13 protein-coding genes are annotated in these 16,881 nt (G+C 65.3%); 12 read left to right on the forward strand and 1 reads right to left on the reverse strand.

From position 1 onward, the window contains the following. Positions 1–6: 6 nt before the first annotated feature. Positions 7–813 (reverse strand): 2-oxo-hept-4-ene-1,7-dioate hydratase, encoded by an 807-nt coding sequence (gene hpaH / locus N551_RS0123565; protein WP_027568985.1) that lies wholly within the window; start codon positions 811–813, stop codon positions 7–9. Between the two features lie 110 nt (positions 814–923). On the opposite strand from hpaH, the gene hpaR reads away from it, so the two are divergent. The 12 genes from hpaR (at position 924) to folE (ending at position 16,877) form a co-directional block, all read left to right on the forward strand. Next, positions 924–1,442: a homoprotocatechuate degradation operon regulator HpaR gene (gene hpaR / locus N551_RS0123570; protein ID WP_027568986.1), complete on the forward strand. Its 519-nt coding sequence runs from the start codon at positions 924–926 to the stop codon at positions 1,440–1,442. A 118-nt stretch (positions 1,443–1,560) separates the two neighbouring features. After that, on the forward strand, positions 1,561–2,646 hold the full coding sequence (locus N551_RS0123575) for a malate/lactate/ureidoglycolate dehydrogenase (RefSeq protein WP_027568987.1): 1,086 nt from the start codon (positions 1,561–1,563) through the stop codon (positions 2,644–2,646). 142 nt (positions 2,647–2,788) lie between these two features. Next, positions 2,789–3,565 carry an HpcH/HpaI aldolase/citrate lyase family protein gene (locus N551_RS0123580; protein ID WP_018456947.1) on the forward strand — a complete coding sequence of 259 codons (777 nt, stop codon included), beginning with the start codon at positions 2,789–2,791 and terminating at the stop codon, positions 3,563–3,565. A gap of 93 nt (positions 3,566–3,658) precedes the next feature. Next, positions 3,659–5,182: a UxaA family hydrolase gene (locus N551_RS0123585; RefSeq protein ID WP_027568988.1), complete on the forward strand. Its 1,524-nt coding sequence runs from the start codon at positions 3,659–3,661 to the stop codon at positions 5,180–5,182. A gap of 186 nt (positions 5,183–5,368) precedes the next feature. Then, entirely contained in the window at positions 5,369–5,890 is a 522-nt protein-coding gene (locus N551_RS0123590) for a PAS domain-containing protein (RefSeq protein WP_027568989.1), read from the forward strand. Next, positions 5,868–7,172 carry a methyl-accepting chemotaxis protein gene (locus tag N551_RS0123595; protein WP_027568990.1) on the forward strand — a complete coding sequence of 435 codons (1,305 nt, stop codon included), beginning with the start codon at positions 5,868–5,870 and terminating at the stop codon, positions 7,170–7,172. The genes N551_RS0123590 and N551_RS0123595 overlap by 23 nt, the downstream gene beginning before the upstream one ends. Positions 7,173–7,458: 286 nt before the next feature. Continuing rightward, on the forward strand, positions 7,459–10,728 hold the full coding sequence (locus N551_RS0123600; protein WP_027568991.1) for a DUF2126 domain-containing protein: 3,270 nt from the start codon (positions 7,459–7,461) through the stop codon (positions 10,726–10,728). A gap of 27 nt (positions 10,729–10,755) precedes the next feature. Continuing rightward, positions 10,756–13,293, forward strand: a complete 2,538-nt coding sequence (locus N551_RS0123605; protein WP_027568992.1) for a circularly permuted type 2 ATP-grasp protein — start codon at positions 10,756–10,758, stop codon at positions 13,291–13,293. Continuing rightward, positions 13,290–14,168, forward strand: a complete 879-nt coding sequence (locus N551_RS0123610) for a transglutaminase family protein (RefSeq protein WP_027568993.1) — start codon at positions 13,290–13,292, stop codon at positions 14,166–14,168. Before N551_RS0123605 ends, N551_RS0123610 begins: the two co-directional genes overlap by 4 nt. A 216-nt stretch (positions 14,169–14,384) precedes the next feature. After that, on the forward strand, positions 14,385–15,212 hold the full coding sequence (locus N551_RS0123615; RefSeq protein WP_027568994.1) for a metal-dependent phosphohydrolase: 828 nt from the start codon (positions 14,385–14,387) through the stop codon (positions 15,210–15,212). Between the two features lie 12 nt (positions 15,213–15,224). Then, positions 15,225–16,115: an alpha/beta fold hydrolase gene (locus N551_RS0123620; protein WP_027568995.1), complete on the forward strand. Its 891-nt coding sequence runs from the start codon at positions 15,225–15,227 to the stop codon at positions 16,113–16,115. 135 nt (positions 16,116–16,250) lie between these two features. Continuing rightward, complete coding sequence (folE, locus tag N551_RS0123625) at positions 16,251–16,877, forward strand: GTP cyclohydrolase I FolE (protein WP_018456940.1); 627 nt, start codon at positions 16,251–16,253, stop codon at positions 16,875–16,877. Positions 16,878–16,881 lie beyond the last annotated feature (4 nt).

The following is a 16,881-nucleotide window of genomic DNA, read 5'->3' on the forward strand; positions in this document are numbered from 1 at the left end:
GTTCGTCTAAGCGAAGTAGCAACTCACCGAGCCGTAGGCGCCATAATCGGCCTGGATTGTGTCGCCCTTGCGGGTCTCGATCGGACGGATGAAGGAGCCGGCGAGCACGATTTGTCCGGGCTCGAGCGCAAGGCCGAGCGGTGCGATCTTGTTGGCGAGCCAGGCAACGGCCGTGGCGGGATGATTGAGCACGCCGGCGGCAAGGCCGGTCTCTTCGAGCTGCCCGTTCTTGAAACACAACGCACCGATCCATCGCAGATCGGCGTCAAGCGGGCGGATCGGCCGTCCGCCGAGCACGATGCCGGCATTGGCCGCGTTATCGGCGATGGTGTCGAAGATCTTTCGCGTCGCCTTGGTCTGGGCATCGACGCGCTCGATCCGCGTGTCCAGAATCTCCAACGCCGGCACCACGAAGTCGGTGGCGTTGAGCACGTCGAACAGCGTGCAGTCGGGGCCTGCGAGGCGCTTGCTCATGACGAAGGCGAGCTCGGCTTCCACGCGCGTGGCTATGAAGCGCTCCGTCGGGACGAGGCCACCATCGGCGAAGAACATGTCGTCGAGCAACACGCCGGAATCCGGCTCGTTGATGCCAAGCGCGCTCTGCATCGCCTTCGAGGTCAGGCCGATCTTGTGTCCCCTGACGATGCGCCCCTCGGCAATCTTGATGTCGACCCAGGCCTTCTGAATCGCGTAGGCGTCAGCGATGCTGATGTCGGGAAAGTCGTGCGAGAGCTGCCGGATCTGTGTACGGGTCTTTTCCGCCTGGTGCAGACGGTTCGCGCAAGCTCGGATATCGTCGTTGGAAAGCGCCATTTGTGATCTTACAAATCGTGGTGCGGGAAGATACTTAACATGTTAAGTGAATGCGTCAATCGCAAATTGGCTTGCTGCACTGCAAACGTTTCGCGGCTTGAAGGGGCGTCATGGTGAAGAGACCGGCTGATCCTGCGAACGCAAGCGAGCCCGCCGTCCGGCAGGTGCCGATGCGCGACTTCTCGCGCTCGCTACCGATGTCGCTTCTGCGGGCGCGCGAAGCGGTGATGCGGCAATTCCGTCCATCGCTGCGCGAGCATGGCCTGACCGAGCAGCAATGGCGCATTCTGCGCGCGCTCGCGGCGATCGACACGGTCGAGGTCACGGAACTGGCGCGCACCGCGTTCCTGCTCGGACCAAGCCTGTCGCGCATCCTGCGTGATCTGGAGGCGCGCAATTTGATCGAGCGCAAGACCGCCAAGGCGGACCAGCGCCGCAGCATGGTCTCGATCTCGGAAAAGGGCGTGAAGCTGATGGCCTCCGTGGCGCCGTCCTCCGAAGCGATCTATGCGGAGATCACGCGACGCTTTGGCGCACGCAAGCTCGTCGAGTTGCAGGAGATGCTCGGCGAGCTCGAACAAAGTCTCGCAGGGCTCGGCGCGGGCGAGGAGGCAAGTGCCGAGGAGTGAAAGCAGATATGCGCAAGCGCGCGTCAACAATCATGGACATCGCCGCAGTTTTTCGCTCAAGTGCCGCTCAAGCCGATCACTGCAAAATCGGCGCCGAGGTAGAGGCAAACAGACCCTCATGGTCACCATCCAGGTTCAGAAGCTGATCGACTTCGTCACCGAGGTCTTCGCGCATGCGCGGTCGTCGCCCGACGAAGCCCGGCGCATCGCCACCTACCTGACCACGGCAAATCTGACCGGCCATGACAGCCACGGCGTGATCCGCGTCCCCGTCTATATTCGCTGGCAGAAGTCCGGCGCGGTCGTGCCCAACCAGAACGCCGAATTGGTGCTCGACACGCCTTCGCTCGCGGTGATCGACGGCAAGTTCGGCTACGGCCAGACCGTGACGCCGCAAGCGGTCCGGATCGGCATCGAGAAGTGCAGGAAGGCGGGACTTGCCGCAGTCGCGCTACGCAATGCGGGCCATATCGGCCGCGTCGGTGATTGGGCCGAGATGGCCGCCGCAGAAGGGCTGATCTCGGTTCATTTCGTCAATGCCGCGGGCTCGCTACTGGTGGCGCCGTTCGGCGGCGTCGAGAAACGGCTCTCCACCGCGCCCTATTGCGTCGGCATTCCGCGCGAGGGCCAAGACCCGATCGTGCTGGACTTCGCAACCTCGGTCGTGGCCGAGGGCAAGGTGCTGGTCGCGAGCCGCGGCGGCAAGAAGCTGCCGAAGGGCGCGCTGGTCGATGCCGACGGCAGACTGAGCGAGGAGCCGGCCGTGCTCTACGGCCCCTACACGCCGGACGGGCCGCGCGACCACACCAAGGGAACGGGCGCGATCCGAGCGTTCGGCGAGCACAAGGGCTCGGGCCTTGCCTTCATGTGCGAGCTGCTCGGCGGGGCGTTGACCGGAACCGGGGCCACGTCCGGCGGTCGGCGCTTCGCCAACGGCATGCTGGCCTTCTACATCGATCCGAAAGTGGTCGATACCTCCCATGTCTTCGACGCAGAGGTGTCGCGCTATGCGGACTTCATCCGTGCCACCAAGCCGGTGGCCGGGGTCGATCAGGTGCTGATTCCCGGCGATCCCGAGCGGAAAACCAGGGCTGAGCGGAGCCAGAACGGCGTCCCCTTGCCGGATGACACCTGGGCGGCAATAGTGAATACGGCCCGCGAGGTCGGCGTCAGCGAAGTGAGCATCCAGAGGGCGACCGCATAGGTCTTGCGTCATTGCGAGCGTAGCGCGGCGCGCCAGTTCGCGGTAACAGCGGGGCTGTGCTGTTGCGACGCTCGTCATGGTGACGAAGGTCCAAACAACGACGACTTAAACAATAACGGTCCAAAACAAGAAGGAAGGCAACGTGGCGAACAAGGTCAAGGAAATCTGGAAGTCGGGCAAGGCCGTGGTCAACGCGTGGCTCGCGATTCCCTCCGGCTTCTCGGCCGAGATGATCGCGCAATGCGGCTTCGACAGCGTCACCGTCGACATGCAGCACGGCGTGCAGGATTATCTGTCGATGGTGCAGTGCTTCCAGGCGATGGACAAGCATCCGATCACGCCGATGGTCCGCGTGCCCTGGAACGAGCCCGGCATCATCGGCAAGGTGCTCGATGGCGGTGCCTATGGCGTGATCTGCCCGATGGTCAACACGCCGCAGGAAGCCAGGAATCTCGTTTCCTATGCCAAGTACCCGCCAAAGGGCGTCCGCTCCAACGGCCCGATCCGCGCCGGCATGTACGGCACCGCGGGCTCCTACCAGAAGACGGCCAACGACGACATCGTGCTGCTGCCGATGATGGAGACCAAAACCGCGGTCGAGAACATGGAAGCGATCTTCGACGTCGAAGGCATCGACGGCGTCTATATCGGCCCGTCCGACCTCGGCTTCTCTTACGGCCTCGAGCCGAAGCTCGATCGTACCGAGCCGGAGATCCTCGCGATCTACGAGAAGATCATCAAGGAGTGCGGCAAGCGCGGCCTCAACCCGGGTATCCATTGCAGCGGCGCCGAAGGTGCCGCGCGCGCCATCAACATGGGCTTCAAGCTGGTGACGCTCTCGAACGAGGTCGGCCTGATGACGACCTACGCCAAGATGCAGGTCAATGCCACGCGGAAGGATTCCGGCGGCAAGGCCTGAGAACTCGCGAATGGCGAATGGGGAGTAGCGAATGAGCTGCTCCCTTTTTCCATTCGCCACTCGCTACTCACTATTCGCCCTAAGGAGACTCCCATGACCATCAGCCCCGTCATTCGCCTGCATCCCGATGATGGCGTGCTGATCGCGCGCGCAAGCTTGCCGCCGGGAACATTGGTGGCCGACGGCGTGACCACGGTCGAGCGCATTCCTTCCGGTCACAAGGTCGCGATCAAGCCGATCGCAGTCGGGGAGCCGGTGATCCGCTATGGCCAGATCATCGGCTTCGCGACCACACCGATCGCGCCGGGCCAGCACGTGCACGTGCAGAACTGCGGCATGGGCGATTTCGCCAAGGACTATGCTTATTGCGCCGACGTCAAGCCGACGCCGAATTTCGAGCTGCCGGCAAGCTTCGAAGGCATCCGCCGCCCGGACGGCCGCGTCGCCACGCGCAACTATATCGGCATCCTCACCTCGGTGAATTGCAGCGCGCATGTCGCAAGCCTCGTCGCCGACGTCTTCAAGAAGAATCCGTTCACCGGCGACAATCCACTGGCCGACTTCCCCAATGTCGACGGCGTGGTTGCGCTGACCCACAAGACCGGCTGCGGCATGACACAGAACGAGCCCTTAGCGCTGCTCCGCCGCACGCTCGGTGGCTATGCGCGGCACGTGAACTTCTCCCACGTCATCGTGCTCGGCCTCGGCTGCGAGGTGAACCAGATCGGCGGCTTGATGGAGGAGCAGAAGCTCGCCGGCCGCCTGCGCGCGATGGACATCCAGGAGGTCGGCGGCACCCGCAAGACGGTGGAAGCCGGCATCGCCTTCGTGCGCGAGGCACTCGCGGAGTCCAACAAGGTCAGGCGCGAGTCCGTTCCGGTCAGCGAATTGACCGTGGCGCTGCAATGCGGCGGCTCGGATGGCTATTCCGGCGTTTCCGCCAATCCGGCGCTGGGTGCGGCCAGCGATCTCATCGTACGTCACGGCGGCACCGTGATCCTGTCGGAGACGCCGGAGACTTATGGCGCCGAGCATCTGCTCACGCGCCGCGCCGTCAGCCGCGAAGTCGGCGAGAAGCTGGTCGATCTCATGCGCTGGTGGGACGAATACACCACGCGCGAAGGCGCCGAGATGAACGCCAATCCGAGCCCGGGCAACAAGGCCGGCGGTCTCACCACCATTTTGGAGAAGTCGCTCGGCGCGATGGCGAAGGCCGGCACCACCAATCTCGTCGAGGTGCTGCGCTACGCCGAACCCATCACCAAGAAGGGTTTCGTCTTCATGGACACGCCCGGCTACGATCCCGTTGCCGCGACGGGGCAGGTCGCCGGCGGCGCCAATCTGGTCTGCTTCACCACGGGCCGCGGCAGCGTGTTCGGCTGCAAGCCGGCGCCCTCGATCAAGCTCGCGACCAACACGCCCATGTACAAGCGCATGGAAGAGGACATGGACGTCAATTGCGGCACCATCCTCGAAGGCGAGGAGAGCGTCCAGCAGTGCGGCCAGCGCATTTTCGATCTCATCCTCAAGACCGCGTCCGGACAGCCGACCAAGAGCGAGAGTTTTGATTTCGGCGGCGCCGAGTTCGCGCCGTGGGTGCTGGGCGCGACGATGTAATTCCTCGTTGCGCGTCGGCGGTAACCCTGCACGGCAAGCGACGCTCCTAAGTAATGATACGGAGCCGTCAAGTGAACACGGGGGTTCCCGCGGTCACACCTGATTAACATCTTCTGCCGTAATCCCTTGGGAGGATGCGAACTCCACTCATGTGGGGCGTTCGCCCTTCGTGAGGATTCGTCGACGATGACGCGTGCGATACGGCCGACCGGCGTGGAACATCTCCTCGGTGAGGAGGAGCTGATCGTGTCGAAGACCGATCTCAAGGGCCGCATCACCTACGCCAACGATGTCTTCATCCGCATGGCGAAGTACTCGTGGGAGGAGCTGATGGGCGCCCCCCATAGTCTGATCCGCCACCCTGAGATGCCACGCTCCGTCTTCAAGCTGCTGTGGGACACGCTTCAGTCCAGGCAGGAGATCTTCGCCTACGTCGTCAACCTCGCGAGGGACGGCAGTCATTACTGGGTGTTCGCCCACGTCACGCCGACATTCGACGAGCGTGGCAATATCGTCGGCTATCACTCCAACCGTCGCAGACCCGATCCGGCGCAGATCGAGCGCATCAAGCCGATCTACAAGGCGCTGTGCGCGGAAGAGGCGCGGCACGCCAATGCCAAGGACGGCATGCATGCGAGCTTCGAGGCGATGGCCGGGCTGCTCAAGCAACAGGGTGTCGGCTACGATGAATTTGTGCTCTCTCTCTAAGGCGCAGGGAGCGACCGCGCTCGCATCCGTTCTTGCCGTCGTTGCGTTCGTGCTCTCGCTCGCCGGTGCGACCGGAATTTCCGGTGCGGCGTTGCTTGGCGCGACGGTCGTGCTGCTCGGTTATGCCGTCTGGTGCCAGCATCGCACGGGGGTGGCCGTCGACGAGATGGCAGACGTATGCCGCAAGGCCGCACGTGGCGACCTTGAGGCGCGCATCCTCAGCATCCGCCAGCCCGGACTGATCGGCGCCATTCAGAAGTCGATCAACGACATGCTCGACATCACCGATGCCTATTTGCGGGAAGCCTCGGCGTCGATGGACTATGCAAGCCGCGGCAAATATTTCCGCAAGATTCTCGCGCGCGGATTGCCCGGTTCGTTCCGCCGTTCAGCCACCGTCATCAATTCCGGCACCGACAGCCTCGGCCGTCGCGTGGTCGAGATCGCGGACCTCGCAAAGCAGTTCGGCACGCATCTCGACCAGGTCGCCGGCACTCTGATGGGCGCGGCGACCGATCTCGAATCAGACGCCGGCCAGATGGCGGCGGCGGCCGAGAAGACCAGCCGGCAGACCTCCGGCGTGCTCAGTGCGTCCGACCAGGCCTCGCGCAACGTCGCCACCGTCGCCGGCGCCGCGGAGCAACTCGCATCATCGATCGCCGAGATCGGCCGCCAGGTGGCGGGCTCGACCACCAGCACGGGGCGGGCGGTGAACGAAGCCAATCGTGCCGGCAGCGAGATCCGCACGCTTGCGGACGCGGCGATGCGGATCGGCGACGTGGTCAAGCTGATCAGCGCGATCGCCGAGCAGACCAACCTCCTGGCGCTCAACGCCACCATCGAGGCCGCGCGGGCAGGCGAGGCCGGCCGCGGCTTCGCCGTGGTCGCATCCGAGGTCAAGAGCCTCGCCAACCAGACCGCGAAGGCGACCGAGGAGATCAGCGCCAAGGTCGGCGAGATGCAGCAATCGACCACCAATTCGGTCGCCGCCGTCGAGGCGATTGCGCAGACCATTACCGAGATCAACGGCATCACCGCCTCGATCGCGACCTCGATCGAGCAGCAGGGGCTCGCCACCCGGGAGATCGCCCGCAACGTCCAGGAAGCCTCGGCCGGCACCGCGCAAATGTCCGCCAACGTCACCGGCATCAGCGAAGCCGCCGCCGACACCGGCCGTGTGGCGAGCCGCGTCAACAGCGCCTCCGAACGCGTCCATGGCGAGGTCGAGACGCTCCGGCGCGAGGTGACGCAGTTTTTGCAGCGGCTGACGTCAGCGGCGTAGGACATCGCGGAGAGGACGCGCATTCTTCCCCTCTCCCCTTGTGGGAGAGGGTGGCTCGCAGCGTTTGCGGCGAGACGGGTGAGGGTCTCTCTCCGCGCGCACCTCTCACGCCGGAATCGCGGAGACGTACCCCTCATCCGGCGCTTCGCGCCACCTTCTCCCGCAAGGGGACAAGGAAGAAAGCGACCGCCCGCACCTTGCGTAGGCACCCTTTGCCCGTTGTTAGTGCTTGATCGAGGTCACCAGCGGTGTTCTGCTCAAAAAAGCTGCTGGAGTACCGCACCCCGTGTCGATCTACGTCGCATTACACCACGTCACGCACTACAAATACGACCGCCCGATCGATCTCGGCCCGCAGACCATCCGTCTGCGGCCGGCGCCGCATACTCGCACGCCGATCCTGAGCTATTCGCTCAAGGTCACGCCGGCCAATCATTTCGTGAACTGGCAGCAGGATCCGCTGGGCAATTGGATCGCGCGTTACGTCTTCCCGGAGAAGACGACCGAGCTCAAGATCGAGGTCGATTTCACGGCGCAGATGACCACGGTCAATCCGTTCGACTTCTTCGTCGAACCCTATGCCGACAGCTTTCCGTTCGAATATACGCAGGATCTCAAGACCGAACTCGCGCCTTATCTCGAGACCGTCAAGCCCGATCGGCTGTTTGCGAAATATCTCGACACGATCCCGCACGAAGCCCCGAACACCGTCAACTTCCTTGTCGATCTCAACAGGGAGCTGCAGAAAAGGATCGGCTACGTCATCCGCATGGAGGCGGGCGTGCAGACGCCGGAGGAGACGCTCTCCTCCGCGGCCGGCTCGTGCCGCGACTCCGCCTGGCTTCTGATCCAGACCTTCCGGCACCTTGGTCTCGCCGCCCGTTTCGTCTCGGGCTATCTGATCCAGGTCCGTCCCGACATCGATCCGATCGAGGGGCCGCCGGAGGTCGAGAACGATTTCACCGATCTGCACGCCTGGGCCGAGGTCTACCTGCCGGGCGCGGGCTGGATCGGCTTCGACGCGACCTCGGGCATGCTTGCGGGCGAGGGCCACATCCCGGTCGCCGCGACGCCGCACTACCGCTCGGCGGCGCCGATCTCCGGCGGCGCGGGCTTTGCCGAGGTCGAATTCGCCTTCGACATGAGCGTCAAGCGCATTCGCGAGGCGCCGCGCATCACAAAACCATTCTCGGACGAATCCTGGATACGGCTCAACGATCTCGGCGAGCAGGTCGACGGCGATCTTGCGGCGCAGGACGTGCGTCTGACCATGGGCGGCGAGCCGACCTTCGTCTCCGTCGATGATCTCGAAGGCGCCGAGTGGAACACGGACGCGGTCGGTCCGACCAAGCGCGGGCTCGCCGACGATCTGATCCGCCGCATGCGCGCGCGTTTCGGACCCGGGGGCCTGCTGCACTTCGGTCAGGGCAAATGGTATCCCGGCGAAAGCCTGCCGCGCTGGGCCTTTGGCCTGCACTGGCGCAAGGACGGCGTGCCGATCTGGAAGAATGCCGACCTCATCGCCAGCATCGAAAATCCGCGGCCGGCGCAGGCCAAGGACGTACAGGCGTTCGTGGAAGGCGCGGCGCTGCGGCTTGGTCTCGATCCCGGCTACATCATGCCGGCCTATGAGGACACCGCGTACTGGCTGCAGAAGGAATCCGAGCTTCCCGTCAACGTCGATCCCTCCGATTCCAAATTATCCGATCCGGAGGCCCGCGCGCGGATGGCGCGGGTGTTCGAGCAGGGGCTCAACAATCCTCGCGGCTTCGTGCTGCCGGTACAGCGCTGGAATGCGGCGCCACGTTGGCGCAGCGAGCGGTGGCAGCTCCGGCGCAGTCATCTGTTCCTGATGCCGGGGGACTCGCCGCTTGGCCTGCGCCTGCCGCTGGACTCGCTCGGCTATGTCCCGCCCGATCAATACCCCTACATCGTCGAGCGAGATCCGATGGAGGCCCGCGGCAAGCTGCCCGTGTTCAGCCTTCCGGCGCGTCCGGACTCGCCGGAGCGGCTCGAGCCCGAAGAGCTCAACACCTCCGTGCCGGTCCGCACCGCGATGTCGGTCGAGGTCCGCGACGGCGTGCTCTGCGCCTTCATGCCGCCGGTCGAGCAGATCGAGGATTATCTCGAGATGATCGCGGCGCTCGAAGCGACGGCCGAGGAGATGCAGCTCCAGGTCCATGTCGAGGGTTATCCGCCGCCGTTCGATCCGCGTGTCGACGTCATCAAGGTGACGCCCGATCCCGGCGTGATCGAGGTCAACGTCCAGCCGGCAAAGAACTGGCGCGAGGCGGTCGATATCACCGTCGGGCTCTATGAAGATGCGGGCAAGACACGCCTCGGCGCCAACCGCTTCCTCGTCGACGGCCGCCACACCGGCACCGGCGGCGGCAATCACGTCGTGGTCGGCGGCTCGAGTCCGCAGGACTCGCCGTTCCTGCGCCGGCCTGATCTGTTGAAGAGCCTGGTGCTGCACTGGCAGCGGCATCCGGCGCTGTCCTATTTCTTCTCCGGCCTGTTCATCGGCCCGACCAGTCAGGCACCGCGCATCGACGAAGCCCGCCACGACAGCATTTATGAGCTCGAGGTTGCGCTCACGCACGTGCCGCCGCCGGGCGTTCAGGCGCCGCTGTGGCTGGTGGATCGCTTGTTCCGGCATCTCCTCGTCGACATCACCGGCAACACCCATCGCGCCGAGATCTGCATCGACAAGCTCTATTCACCGGACGGCACGACCGGCCGCCTTGGCCTGGTCGAATTCCGCGCGCTCGAAATGCCGCCGGATCCGCGCATGTCGCTGGCGCAGCAGCTGCTGATCCGTGCGCTGATCGCAAAATTCTGGCGCGAGCCGCAACAAGGCAAGTTCGTGCGCTGGGGCACCGCGCTGCATGATCGCTTCATGCTGCCGCACTTCATCTGGGAGGATTTCCTCGAAGTGCTCACCGAGTTGAAGCAGTCCGGCTATCCGTTCGAGCCTGAATGGTATCTGGCCCAGCTCGAATTCCGCTTCCCCGCTTTCGGCCGTATCCATCATGGCGGCGTGACGCTGGAGCTGCGGCAGGCGCTGGAGCCCTGGCACGTGCTCGGCGAGGAGGGATCGGCCGGCGGCACCGTGCGCTATGTCGACTCATCGGTCGAGCGGCTCCAGGTCAAGGCGGAGGGGTTCGTCGAGGGCCGCCATATCGTCACCTGCAACGGCCGCCGCCTGCCGATGACCGCCACCGGCCGCTCCGGCGAAGCCGTGGCCGGCGTCCGCTTCAAGGCCTGGCAGCCGGCCTCCGGTCTGCATCCGACCATTCCCGTTCACGCGCCCCTGACCTTCGATCTTATTGACACCTGGAACGGCCGCTCGCTCGGCGGCTGCGTCTATCACGTCGCCCATCCCGGCGGCCGCAGCTACGACACCAAGCCGGTCAACACCTACGAGGCCGAGGCGCGGCGGCTGGCGCGCTTCCAGGACCACGGCCATACGCCGGGCCCGATGCAGCCGCCGCCCGAGGAACGCACAAATGAGTTTCCGCTGACCCTCGACTTGCGGACCCCGCTCCTGCAATGAGTATGATGCGGGGGCAGGGAGAGGCGCATGGCCGAGGGCGCAGCCGAAGAGGACGACAAGGCGGGTAAGGCGCAAGGTCAACGTAATGGCCAGCGTGAAGGCCAGCGCCGTTTCGCGCAATGGGTCCGCGACTACAGGCGCCTGCCCGGCATCCCCGACGAGTTTCTCGGCCCGGACGGCAAGCCCCGCGCGGTCTGGAGCCGCTTCTTCGATGCCTTCGGCGCGCTCGCGCCCGACGAGGTCGAGCGGCGGTTCGGCATGGCCGACCGTCATCTCCGCGAGGCCGGCGTCACCTATCGCGCGCCCGGCGAGAGCGCCGACCGGCCCTGGTCGATCAGCCATCTGCCGCTGCTGATCGACGAGGCCGACTGGAAGCAGCTGTCCGATGGCATCACCCAGCGCGCCGAGCTGCTCGAGCTCGTGCTGCGCGACATCTATGGCGAGGGCCGCCTCGTCGCCGAAGGTGCGCTGCCGGCGGCCGCGATCGCGGGCAGCCCCGAATATCTCCGTCCCGTCTGCGGCGTGCCGCCGCCGGGCGGGCGCTATCTCTCGCTCTATGCCGCCGATGTCGGCCGCGGGCCCGACGGCCGCTGGTGGGTGCTCGGCGACCGCACGCAGGCGCCGTCGGGCGCGGGCTATGCGCTGGAGAACCGCCTGGTGCTCTCGCGCGCCTTCTCGGATCTCTACAAGTCGATGAACGTGCCGCGCGTCGCGCCGTTCTTCGAGGCGTTTCGCGACAGTCTTCGGGCGCGCGCCGACCGCGACGAGCCGCGGATCGGCGTGCTCACGCCGGGCAGCTTCAGCGAGACCTATTTCGAGCACGCGACGCTGGCGCGCTATCTCGGCTTCCTGCTGGTCGAGGGCGACGATCTCGCCGTCAGCGACAACCATATCCACATCCGCACGGTTGCGGGCCTCAAGCGGCTTGACGTGCTGCTGCGCCGTGTCGATTCCAATTCGCTCGACCCGCTCGAGCTCGAAGCCTCCTCGCGGCTTGGCGTCCCCGGGCTGATCGACGTGCTGCGCAAGGACGGCGTCGTCGTCGCCAACATGCCGGGCTCGGGCGTGCTGGAGGCGCGCGCGATGCTCGGCTTCCTGCCGGCGCTGAGCCGCCGCCTGCTCGGTGAAGAGTTGAAGATGCCGCACATCGCGACCTGGTGGTGCGGCCAGCGCTCGGCGCGCGACGAGGTGCTGTCGCGGCTCGACGAGGTCGCGATCGAAGGCGCCTATCGGCGCGGCGTTCCCGGTTTCGACAGCAACGGTCCGATGCTCGCGAGCGAGCTCGATGCCGCCGGCCGCCGGCGCCTGAGCGACGCGATCGCTGCGCGCGGCATGGACTATGTCGGCCAGGAGGTGGTTCGGCTCTCGACCATGCCGGTATGGGAGCAGGGGCAGATCACGTCCCGTCCCTTCGTGCTGCGCGTGTTCGCAGCCGCGACGCCGGACGGTTGGGCCATCATGCCCGGCGGCTTCTGCCGGATCGCCGAGCAGCCGGATGCGCGCGCGGTGTCGATGGGCGACGGCGCGCGTTCCGCCGACGTCTGGGTGGTCTCGGACAAGCAGGTCTCGACCGCGACGCTGCTGCCTGCGGTTGACAAGGTGCGCATCCGCCGAATCGCCGGAGTGCTGCCGAGTCGCGCCGCCGACAATCTGTTCTGGCTCGGCCGCTATCTCGAACGCGCCGAGGCGACGCTGCGGCTGGTGCGGGCGCTGGGCTCGCCGAGCGGGCCCAACAAGGGCACCGCGGCCTCGCTGCAATCGGCCGAGCGTATCCAGCGCCTGCTGGTGACCTGGGGCGCGATCTCACAGACCTCGCGTGCGGCGCCCGGCCGCATCGTTGCCGAGGCGCTGCAGAGCCCGGAGCGTTTCGGCTCGGCACTGTCGCTGGTCCGCGCGGCCCAGCGCACGGCGACCTCCTTGCGCGAGCGGCTGTCGCCCGATGCCTGGCAAGTCATCACCGAGATGGTCGAGCGGCTGGCCGTCGAGGTCGAGGACGACGACAGCGTGCTGAGCGCGGCCGAGCTGACGTTGCAGGAGCTCGCGAGCTTTGCCGGCCTTGCGCATGAAAACATGAACCGCGCCGCCGGCTGGCGCTTCCTCGATATCGGCCGCCGCACCGAGCGCGCCATCAACACCACGCGCTTTGCCCGGCAGTTTGCCTATGACGAAGCCGGCGACGAGAATCTCGATATCCTGCTGACGCTGGTGGATTGCCAGATCACCTACCGCTCGCGTTATCTGCTGGCGCCGATCCTTGCGCCGGTGCGCGATCTCGCCGTGCTCGACAGTTACAATCCGCGTTCGGTGGCGTTCCAGGTGACGGCGCTGAACGAGCATATCGCCGCGCTGCCAAGCCTGAAGGAGCACGGCCTGATCGAGAAGCCGCAGCGGCTTGCGGTCGCGCTGCAAGCGATGCTCGCGACCGCGGAGGCCGAGAGGATCGAGGTCAAGACGCTGTTCGCATTGGAGCAGGATCTGCTCAGCCTCGCCGAGGCAGTCGGGCAGCACTACTTCCCGCACGGCCCCAATGCCAGCCGGCCGGAAAAGCTGACGGGGCTGGCGTGATCTACGACATCCGTCACGTCACCACCTACGAATATGAGAGCCCGGTCAGCTTCGCCCGCTGCACGCTGCGGCTGGAGCCGAGGAGCGGCCATGGCCAGGAGCTGATCTCGCACAAGGTCGAGATTCGTCCGCGCCCCGCGGAGCGTAGCGTCCGGCGCGATTTCTTCCGCACCCTGACCGAGAGTGTGGTGATCGAGGCCGCGCATCGCACCCTGCGCATCGATTCCCGCTCTCGCGTGAAGATGTCGCGCCAGCCGCCGGCGCGCGACGCTGCCAGTCCGGGCTGGGAGAGCATTCGCGACATCGCCTTCGAGGCGACGAGCCTCGGGCCGTCCTCGCCGGTCGGCTATGTCTTTGCGAGCCCGCTGGTGCCGGTGCTGGGACCCGTCAGCGCCTATGCCGCGGAAAGCTTCGCAGCCGGCGTGGGGATCCTTGCCGGGGCGGTCGATCTGATGCATCGCATCCGCACAGAATTTCGCTACGATCCCAAGGCGACGGTGATCTCGACGCCGCTCGACGAGGTCTTCGTCAAGCGCCATGGCGTCTGTCAGGATTTTGCCCATGTGATGATTGCGGGCTTGCGCGGGCTGGGACTGCCCGCGGCCTATGTCAGCGGATATTTGCGCACCATTCCGCCGGCGGGCCAGCCGCGCCTGCAGGGCGCCGATGCTACCCATGCCTGGGTGTCGCTGTGGTGCGGGGAGGAGCTTGGCTGGGTTGATTTCGATCCGACCAACGACCTTATGGTCGCTGGCGACCATATCGTGCTCGCGGTCGGCCGCGACTTTTCCGACGTTTCGCCGGTCGACGGCATCATTGTCGGCTCGCCGAAGCAGAAGCTCGACGTCGCCGTCGACGTGCTGCTGGTGGAATGATTGCCGTTTTTGCCGTCCCGGCGACGCCCAGCCCGGGTGTGTCGGGCCGGCACCGCAACCGCGATATCGCGGGGCACAACCGCAACATTTTTCCGGATTTTCGTTCCCGGGTTTGGCCAGTCGGCCCAAGATGGGCTATGCTGGCGCTTGCGTCGAGGACGAGAATGAGACGTCGGTAGTTGGCGTGGGACACCACTGACAGACGGGGCTGCATCCATGATCACGTTACCGAGACTGGCGGCTGAATCCCTTGAGAAGACGCTAGGTTCGTTCATGCGCCGCAGGTACGGCGATTCTCCGGCAAACATCGTCGAGAGCGCGACCCGTACCGCTATGGAATGCATCGGAAACAGCGACGCGCTCTATCATAATGTCGAACATACGATGCTGGTCACGCTCGCGGGTCATTCCATCCTGAGCGGCCGGTATCTTCATATTCATCTCTCGGCCGAGGATTACGTCCACGTCCTGATCGCCTGTCTTGCGCACGATATTGGCTATGTCCGTGGCTTGTTCGAGGAAGATGACGAGGACGGTTTTGTGGTCGATGCGGCAGGCAGCAAGGTCTCGCTGCCCCGCGGCTCATCAGATGCCAGCCTGATGATGTATCACGTCGACCGTTCCAAGCTCTACGTCATGCGCCGGCTGCAGCATATTCCCGGACTTGATCCAGAGCGGATCGCGCGCGCCATCGAGGGCACCCGCTTCCCGGCCCGCGAGGGCCAGGAATACGACGACGACGCCTCGATCCTGCGCGCTGCCGATTTCATCGGGCAACTCGGAGATCCCAACTATCTGCGCAAGGCTAACGCGCTCTATTACGAATTCGAAGAAGTCGGCATGAACCGCCAGCTCGGCTACGATTCGCCGGCCGACATCGTGAACCGCTATCCGCAGTTCTATTGGAACAGCGTCGCACCGCACATCCAGACCGAGATCGGCTATCTCAACAAGACCGAGATCGGCCGCCAGTGGATCGCCAACCTCTACAGCAACGTGTTCCGCGCCGAGCGTGACATCACGTTGTCCGGGCCGCAAAAATAGCTTCGCTTTGTGATGCGACAAAAAACGGTCACCACGGATATCCTCGACATCGCCTATCGCGAATACGGCGCGCCGGACGGCTGGCCCTGCATCATGGGCCACGGCTTTCCCTACGACGTGAACGCCTATGCCGAGACCGCGCCGATCATTGCGCAAGCGGGCGCGCGGGTGCTGGTGCCCTGGCTGCGCGGCTACGGGCCGACGCGGTTTCGCTCCGCTGCGACGTTGCGCTCCGGCGAGCAGGCGGCGCTTGGCGCCGATCTCCTGGCCTTCATGGATGCGCTTGGAATCTCGCACGCGGTGGTCGGCGGTTACGACTGGGGCGGGCGCGCGGCCTGCGTGGTCTCGGTTCTGCATCCGGAGCGCGTAATCGGCCTCGTCTCGGGCAATTCCTACAACATCCAGAACATCGCGCGTTCGATGGAGCCGGCTTCGCCAACCGAGGAGGCGGCGCTCTGGTATCAATATCTCTTCCACAACGAACGCGGCCGCCGCGCGCTGGAGCGCAACCGGCGCGGTTTTGCGCGCCAGCTCTGGTCGATGTGGTCGCCGACATGGGACTTCGACGACGCGACGTTCGAGACCAGCGCCATGTCGTTCGACAATCCTGATTTCGTCGATGTTGTGATCCACTCCTATCGACATCGTTACGCGCTGGTCGCCGGCGATCCCGCCTATGCCGCGATCGAGGCGAAGCTCGCCGCCCAGCCGCCGGTCCGTGTCCCGACCATCGCGATCGACGGTGACAGCGACGGGGTCAATTCCGGCACCGCTCACCACGCAGGCAAATTCGCGGGCTTTTTCGAGCGGCGCGTCTTTGCAGGGGCCGGCCACAATTTGCCGCAGGAGCGGCCGGCCGAATGGGCCCAGGCCGTGCTCGATGTGCGGAGAGCGGCCTCATAGAGCCGGATTTCTCGTCCCGCTGTCTTGCCGCTCTCACAGCTTCCGATTTTTCCTGATCCCGGGAACCTTTTCCGATCGCAGCCGTCCAAGCTGTGGGCCGCCTTCTGTATGCGGTTCGTTGCACGGGAGTTTTCGATGAAGACGCAAACGCGCAGGCTGGAACGTGTCGCGGTCGCGCAGGCGCCGAGCGAGCGGCCTGAGAGGGCGGAGGTCGAGCAAGCGATCCGGACCATGATCCGCTGGGCCGGCGACGATCCCGCGCGCGACGGTCTGCGCGATACGCCGGACCGGGTCGCGCGCGCCTTCGAGGAGTATTTCTCCGGCTATGCGCAGGATCCGACCGAAATCCTGCAAAAGACCTTTGAAGAGATCGAAGGCTATGACGAGATGATCGTCCTGCGCGGCGTTCGCTTCGAAAGCCATTGCGAGCACCACATGGCACCGATCGTCGGCCGCGCCTGGGTCGCTTATATTCCGCAAGGGCGCGTCGTGGGCATCTCCAAGCTCGCGCGTCTCGTCGACATCTACGCCAAGCGGCTTCAGATCCAGGAGAAGATGACCGCGCAGATCGCCAACACGATCAACGATGTGCTGAGGCCCGAAGGCGTCGGGGTCATCATCAAGGCAACGCATCACTGCATGACCACGCGCGGCGCGCACAAGCCCGGGACCGATCTCGTCACCAGCCGCATGCTCGGCGTGTTCCGCGACAATGCGTTGACGCGCCAGGAGCTGCTGGGGCTGGCCAATTCGGACGATTGATCCG

The organism is Bradyrhizobium sp. URHA0013 (assembly GCF_000518345.1).
Classification (GTDB): Bacteria; Pseudomonadota; Alphaproteobacteria; order Rhizobiales; family Xanthobacteraceae; genus Bradyrhizobium.